Source organism: Pseudoalteromonas luteoviolacea NCIMB 1944, from assembly GCF_001625565.1.
In the GTDB taxonomy this organism is placed as follows: Bacteria; Pseudomonadota; Gammaproteobacteria; order Enterobacterales; family Alteromonadaceae; genus Pseudoalteromonas; species Pseudoalteromonas luteoviolacea_F.
Map to the genome: position 1 here is coordinate 1 of NZ_AUXS01000090.1, position 522 is coordinate 522.

1 protein-coding gene is annotated in these 522 nt (G+C 48.5%); it reads right to left on the reverse strand.

Translation table 11 applies throughout. From position 1 onward, the window contains the following. Nucleotides 1-522, reverse strand: a 522-nt coding sequence (locus N483_RS25035) for an SdrD B-like domain-containing protein (RefSeq protein ID WP_155735434.1), incomplete at both ends; no start/stop codon positions are given.

Here is a 522-nt window from a genome sequence, read left to right on the forward strand (position 1 = left end):
TCCTGATCCACATCGAAGAACACAGTACCAGCAATAGATTTATCACCGGCTTTAGGTTTTTCAGTAAAGCGGATCGCAGGGGTTGGATCTGTACCCACCACCACTTTGGCGACATTGCTCACTACACCAGATTCAGTGCCAATATAGCGATTGCCGGTTTGGTAAGTGTCGCTTGGCGTCTGCGTGATGGTATAACCATCCGCGTTTGATTCAATCAGGCCAATAAAGCTGAACTCGCCGTTGGCATTGGTCGTTACACTCTGATTTACTGCCTGGCCATATTTATCCGTGCCCGAAATTGTGATCGTGATGTCTTTTAGTAGCGCATCATTAGAATCGACAACGCCATCCTGATCCACATCGAAGAACACAGTACCAGCAATAGACTTCTCACCAGCCTTTGGCTTTTCAGTAAAGCGGATCGCAGGGGTAGGATCTGTGCCCACCACGACTTTTGCGACATTGCTTACTATGCCTGCACCTGTGCCAATGTAGCGATTACCGGTTTGGTAAGTGGCACTC